Below are 5922 nucleotides of genomic sequence, written 5' to 3'. Positions count from 1 at the left end.
AGGCGTCTATGAAAAGGGCGTTAAATTAGCCGCTGATCAGGTCCGTGAACTTGAGGCAAGACTGCAGCGGTCAACGGCTTTGAAATGGTGGGACATTACCATCTCGCCAAAAATGGTATTTTGAGAAACGCATCATCCCTAACCCCGATTCCGTCAGCAATTCCAAATTTAAAACCTTACGCTTTCCTAGGTATTTGATTTTCATCATATAGCATGAACCGCATCAGATGCCTGCGCGGGGCAGGTTATTTAACCCGCCCAAACGTTTGAGGTTGCCGTCTAACATCGTCGAAACGTTCAAGCCGGGATTGTGAATCCCGTCCTGCTATAAATCCCGACAGTCTAACTGACCCGGTCTTCTCGAAGCCCGCGAACTGCCAAAAGACCCAAGGCCGGCAGCATGAACCACGCAGAGGCCAGTAACGGTACCACAGACGTGCGTATCAACATTGGTCACACTTTTAAGACCTTATTGACTGCTCCAAAACCTGACACATTTAAAGCATTATCAAAAGCATCCTGCTGGAACTGAAGGATTTGCGCCTGGGAAATACCGATGCGTTCAAAACCCGACGGAACGGTTATGGGAAGCTTCCCATAACCGTTCCGGTGTTTGCAAAACCCCCGGATCAAAATCTATAGCGGGCAATGGACAGGTACTCGCAATAACGGTGTAGTTGATGCTGCCTATTGTCCCCTTTTCTATGCGCTCTGACGGTTGCTGAAAGGCCCATAACCCTAGGTTGTCATCTTTTAGGTTTTGGCTGCTATTGAAGAATGCACGAACTGTAATGGGGCCCGACATGGGGCCTGCAGTCGAGTTTATCGTGATTCTGTAGCTCGGTGTATTCCCGTTGGGCTGTCCGACATCATCGGTATGAAGCGAGTCGAATCTCAAGGTTTCTGGATGCAGCGAACTGGGTGTAACGGGAAGCAGTGTATTCGACAAGGCAGAGTCATAATCTACTGTTACGACGCCACCCGAGTTGCGAAAGCGAAACGCGTCAACATCGTGCCGTAAATTGTCAATAAACATGGTGGAAATTTGCAATAGCCGCATCGAATCAGCCTCGGCTGTCTGCATCGGATCAGGAATAACACCTTCCGTAAACTCAAACGTTCCCGCTACATTGAGCATGGTTTCTTGGTCGCTCGGCTCATTCAGAGTCAGTGTCCAGGCGAGATTCATAATTCGATTGGTTTTTGTGCTGTCATGCGAAAGCTTCGAGTTCGAGGCCGTAATCTTGATCAAGAGACTGTTCGTGCCATCCTGGTTAATTTGAGACGTATTAATAGCTACGCGTTGGATCTGGGGATGAAAAAATAGCGTTTTATTTGAGAACGAAGTTGAAGTGCCGGAGATGGCTGGGCCGAGGACAAGGCTCTGACCGAACGGTAATGGAGGTAGGGGATCGGCTCCCGCCTTCAACCGCAGATAACCGGAAGAATAAAGGGCTAGGACCTGCGGAAATCGGTCAGTATTGGGCACATGCCTCGCAAAGGTTAAAAGCTTGGTTGTCCCCATTGGTTTGCCATCAATCAAGACCTCGAAGGGGGCTTCTGGGATACGCTTCCGCAGTCTTTTTATGACCCACACGCAGCTACAGTTCATAATCGTCATAAGTCTTTAACACTTCTTCCTGGGTAATCCCCAAATAACGCAGTGTTGACGTGGTATTCGAATGATTTAGAACCTTAGCAATTTTTTCAACAGGCACCCCATCCTTATACATATCCATACCGCTTGATTTGCGCATACTTTGGGTGTTGATGGTTAGCCCTAACAGTTCCCCCGCGTCTTTAAAGACGCGACTGACTGAAACCCAACTCACGGGTTTGTCTTTGGCTCGGTTGCTATGGACTTGAAACAACCAAGTATCGGCAGGGTTTTCCTGTTGCCTTCTGACAATGACCAGGATAGCGGCAAAATTCAGTCGAATCGTCTTCAGTTTTCCGGTTTTTGCTTCGGTCAGCTTTAACGAGCGCTCCCCCAGATTCAGGTCTGCGTACTTGAGGGTGAGCAGGTCACTGATGCGCAGCGACAAGTTGACGCACACTTTCCAAATATCCGCATAGAGTTGGCCAAAATTGTCAGCCAGAACGGCGTTCATCATGGCAATTTCAGCTTTATTGGCGGCGTCGACAGCGTTCATTCTCTGTGCTCTTTTTTTATTAACTTGAATATATGTTACATAAAGTAGCAGTGGAGTTTAACAAAGTAAAATAAATCAGATACATACTAAGTAACACAATACAATTATGTTACTTACTGATGTTACGCAGTCCTTAATTTCTGCAACTCTGCATAAGCTATCTGGTTAGCTTTTATGAAAAGTTTAGCCCGCATGGCGAAATGGTTGGTTTTATGTTTGATCTTCAAACATTCCAGCTTGAACACGGCATAGATGGTCATGAATAGGTGGTTGTTTTGGGTGGTGACGGTGCGGGTGGGCGACTTTGCCAGCCCCGCGTTGGATTTTAATGATTTATGGAACTCCTCGACTTTCCACCGTTTTTGGTAGAGGGTTGAGGCTTGCCCGCCGTCGCACGCCAAATCGCTGCACACCAGATTCAACAAACCGGTGCTGCCGTCTTTGTTTGTTGTCTTGTGCCCTGCGGGTAAAAGACCCGCCGGACGAACAGCACTTCCTGGGGGAATCCCTTCATCCAGCCGCGCACCGCCTGTTGATCTATCAATTCCAGCTGACTGATCCGCACAAAGCGCCCTTCGTTCTTGTCTGTCTCGGTCAACGCCACCCAGCGGTTGTCCTTCAAGGCGCTGATGAAGTGTTTGCCATTCTTGAGAATGAACTCGAAGTTCTCTTTCGACGCAAACCAGCTGTCGGTCAGGACATAGCGGAACTTGATGCTGTTCGCCACGCAGGTGGCGACCATTGACCGCATCAGTTCGTTCTTGGTGAACTCCGCTGCCCGCTTGACCTTACGGGTTTTAACGTCACTGAACCGATAAGGCTTGCGCACCACTTCGAAGGCAACCGGGATCGACACGTCCCCGCTGTGGTACAACGCGTTCAGCAGGTTGATGCCTTTCACCGAGCGGCCTTTGCAGTGGTCATAGTGCCAGCACATAATCTCGTTCTCGTCAGTAAACTCCTTCTCCTGGACGGTGTCGTCGAAGATCAGGCAGCCGTCGTCCCGCTCGATCTGACGCACGGTGGGTTTGACATCAACCTATAGGTCTTTTGAGGTGTATAGCCTTGCGGACAGGTGGTGGGTTATTGGGTCATGGCTGACTTCACCATCAAGCATCGCCGACAGGCTTGTCGCCGTTGCCAAGCCTTGGTTGCAGATCAGGTAGTCTGTATAGAGCTCTGTTCTTTCTTTATCCATCCTGAAATGATACGTTTTTGGGATGGGGCCGCGTAACATCAGTTATAGATTCATCTTCATTTTTACTCATCAGGACAAACCGTCGAGTTTTGCCGACAAATGCAGTATTCACAGTAATGAACGGATATCAGCGAGGCTTACCATGAGTGTCATCGGCTCTTCGGGGGAGGGATCGAAGCCGAGGGCCAGGTAGAATGAGCGGGCTTGTTCTGAGAGAGCATGGACGATAATTCCGCGAATGCCGATAGCATCGGCAGCATAGGAAACTCTTTGCGCGGCATCCCGAAAAAGGGCACGGCCCAGACCGCGGCCTTGGAAAGACAAGTCCACGGCTAGACGGCCAAGTACGACGACTGGTATGGGGTCAGGCATATTGCGGCGGAAGCGGCCAGAAGAACTGTTGCTATTGATCGCACCCGAAGCAAGCGCATAATAAGCGACAACGCGATTGTTGTTGCAGACAACGAAAGTACGTGAGGCACCGCTAACTTGGTTAGCTAAGGCTCGGCGGTGTAACCATTCATTTAGCGACGGGACGCCAGAGTCGAAACCGATGGTTTGATGGTGTTCCGAAATCGGGCTCGGCGATTCTAAAGACAACCCTCACTCCCAAGGTGCTTGGGTTTGCATGGTTTTCTGCAACCGCTCATTCGGTTGGGGCGGAGCATCAAGGCGTATAAGGAATTCTTGATAGGCATCCTGGCTAACAGACATCATGGTCTGATCCAATAACGCTTCTTCGGCGGCTCGGCGGGCGGCTTCGAGCATGAAATCAGTCCGGTTTTTCCCCAGTAGCTGGGCGGCACGGTCGATCAGTCCGCGTTCTTCTGGCTTGATGCGAAGATTAAGCGTTTCGCGTTTTGTAATTTCTGGTGTGGCTGCTGTCATGTCTTTACCTCCATAATCGACATAGTAGTATAATGTAATGACATTGTCATCTCAGCTGTCGAAAGATAAAACTTCTGGTTGATGCCGGGATAGCTTTTTTATAATCGAATGAGTAAACTAAATATAGTTATATTATCAACGAGATAGGCAAATTGTTATTCGATAGTGGCTTACTCCTTAGCCGACTGACTGTGGCTCGTATCAACCATTTTTGAAAGATCGGCCAAAACCCACCAATGAAACTTGATGATTAACTTATGTTCTGACATTATCCTGAAACCTTTTAGGCGCATTGCTTAGTTCTTCAGTTTAGATAAACTATCGTTAAAATTGCGGTTGTAATCCAAAATCATACAATAATTTGTTCAGAATCGGAGAATGTGGGAACAACTTCAGTGCGAGTATTCTTAACTGGTGTAGGGTGCGTCGGAAAGACGACGGTCGGCAGGATGTTGTCCGAGCTTCTTGATGTTCCTTTTTTCGACCTGGATGAAGAAATTGAGGGCTTCTTTGGAACGAGCATTGAGCAACTCCAAAGCAGGTTCAAAACGATACATTCATACCGCGACGAGGCAGCAAAGGCACTCGTGCATCTGCTGAAGCGCCCGGAGAGTCGGCACAGCGTTATAGCCTTGCCGCCGAGCGGCCTTATGGGAGGTTATCTACGGGCAGTCAAGATCTCTTTTGGTGTAATCGTGGCACTGAGCGACAAGCCGGAAAACATTCTGGAACGGATCGTTTTCTACGATATCGATTCGAAGCTGATCGAGAAATGCCTGACATCCAGTGAGAAACGCTGGTACTTGAGAGAAATCAAGAAGGACATCACTTACTTTCGCAAAACATACGACCGAGCGCATTTACGAATGGACATCTCGGGCCTCGATCCCAACCAGGCCGCACTCTGCGTAAAGCAGGCCATAGAATTGTTTGAAAGCCAAAGAAAAGAGCATGGGAAATCCGAACAAAAGGATGGGCAGAAACGTTAAAGACTGCTGACACATGAGTTTCCCTATAGCTGACGCTGATTTTGATACAGTGAAACGGGCGACTCCGGCCATAAGTGGTCTATGAAAAATACAAAAAATCAGTTTTCCGAATGGCTGGTTTATAGTGATCATTTGATAACTGTACTGTGCTCATTTTCTAAACGCTTGAACTTCGCTAAACAGCATTGGCCTGACGGGTTCCTGATTTCGCAGGCACATTCCCCAGTTTGAGTTCGTTGCATGACGAAAGCTTTAATCGGTCCTGCACGGTGATCTTTTAACGCCGATAAATACTGCTCGGCGCCAATATCAAAACAGTAGCAAAGGGCATCGTTTTGAATCGCCTGATAGCTTCGTAAATGCTCTTTGGGAATAATGTTGTCCGCGCTCGAGAAGTAAGCAATTGAGCATGTTTTTGCCGGACAAAAATAGTAGTTGTCAATGATGAGTGCCTGATTCTCGGGAAACCGTACCTGATGATACAGTGTCGGCATGCCGACGCTTTTGAACGTGGAGCCACATTCAGGACAAATCTGTTTGGTTTGGGTGGAAGTATTTGGGCAGCAGCAATCAGCCATAGACTGTATCCTGGACTTTATCGAGCAACAGGTGTGGCGAGCGAACCCGGATAACCAGCATCCGTCGTGGCTTTGATCAAGGCTGTACTATCGGTTTTTTGGCTATCGAAGAGGAT

Annotated in this window: 6 protein-coding genes and 2 pseudogenes; 1 reads left to right on the top strand and 7 read right to left on the bottom strand. The window is 48.4% G+C overall.

What is annotated here, in order from left to right; translation table 11 throughout:
* Positions 1-562 precede the first annotated feature (562 nt).
* The 5 genes and pseudogenes from Q7V32_RS14265 to Q7V32_RS14245 all read right to left on the bottom strand — a co-directional run bounded on the left by Q7V32_RS14265 (position 563) and on the right by Q7V32_RS14245 (position 4239).
* Complete coding sequence (locus Q7V32_RS14265; protein WP_304897655.1) at positions 563-1189, bottom strand: hypothetical protein; 627 nt, start codon at positions 1187-1189, stop codon at positions 563-565.
* Positions 1190-1601: 412 nt separating this feature from the next.
* A complete protein-coding gene (locus Q7V32_RS14260) occupies positions 1602-2153 on the bottom strand; it encodes a tyrosine-type recombinase/integrase (RefSeq protein WP_304897654.1) in 552 nt (183 codons plus the stop codon).
* 122 nt (positions 2154-2275) lie between these two features.
* Positions 2276-3351, bottom strand: a pseudogene (locus Q7V32_RS14255) (transposase).
* A gap of 108 nt (positions 3352-3459) precedes the next feature.
* Positions 3460-3951 (bottom strand): GNAT family N-acetyltransferase, encoded by a 492-nt coding sequence (locus Q7V32_RS14250; protein WP_304897653.1) that lies wholly within the window; start codon positions 3949-3951, stop codon positions 3460-3462.
* Positions 3952-3954: 3 nt separating this feature from the next.
* Positions 3955-4239, bottom strand: a complete 285-nt coding sequence (locus Q7V32_RS14245) for a DUF1778 domain-containing protein (protein WP_304897652.1) — start codon at positions 4237-4239, stop codon at positions 3955-3957.
* A gap of 395 nt (positions 4240-4634) precedes the next feature.
* On the opposite strand from Q7V32_RS14245, the gene Q7V32_RS14240 reads away from it, so the two are divergent.
* Entirely contained in the window at positions 4635-5228 is a 594-nt protein-coding gene (locus Q7V32_RS14240) for a shikimate kinase (RefSeq protein WP_304897651.1), read from the top strand.
* Positions 5229-5356: 128 nt separating this feature from the next.
* On the opposite strand, the gene Q7V32_RS14235 is transcribed toward Q7V32_RS14240, so the two are convergent.
* Positions 5357-5806, bottom strand: a complete 450-nt coding sequence (locus Q7V32_RS14235; RefSeq protein WP_304897650.1) for a hypothetical protein — start codon at positions 5804-5806, stop codon at positions 5357-5359.
* 17 nt (positions 5807-5823) lie between these two features.
* Positions 5824-5922: pseudogene (locus Q7V32_RS20840) on the bottom strand (MerT/CopZ fusion-like selenoprotein); the annotation flags it as partial.

It is taken from the genome of Methylicorpusculum sp., assembly GCF_030651835.1.
GTDB lineage: Bacteria > Pseudomonadota > Gammaproteobacteria > Methylococcales > Methylomonadaceae > Methylicorpusculum.
The sequence above is the reverse complement of the archived record's forward strand: the minus strand, read 5'-3'. Positions and strand labels throughout refer to the sequence as shown.

Bases quoted from the DNA above. Each gene is read 5' to 3' on its own strand.
- Q7V32_RS14265 (WP_304897655.1), bottom strand. From the start codon at position 1,189: ATGAATCTCGCCTGGACACTGACTCTGAATGAGCCGAGCGACCAAGAA.
- Q7V32_RS14260 (WP_304897654.1), bottom strand. From the start codon at position 2,153: ATGAACGCTGTCGACGCCGCCAATAAAGCTGAAATTGCCATGATGAAC.
- Q7V32_RS14245 (WP_304897652.1), bottom strand. From the start codon at position 4,239: ATGACAGCAGCCACACCAGAAATTACAAAACGCGAAACGCTTAATCTT.
- Q7V32_RS14235 (WP_304897650.1), bottom strand. From the start codon at position 5,806: ATGGCTGATTGCTGCTGCCCAAATACTTCCACCCAAACCAAACAGATT.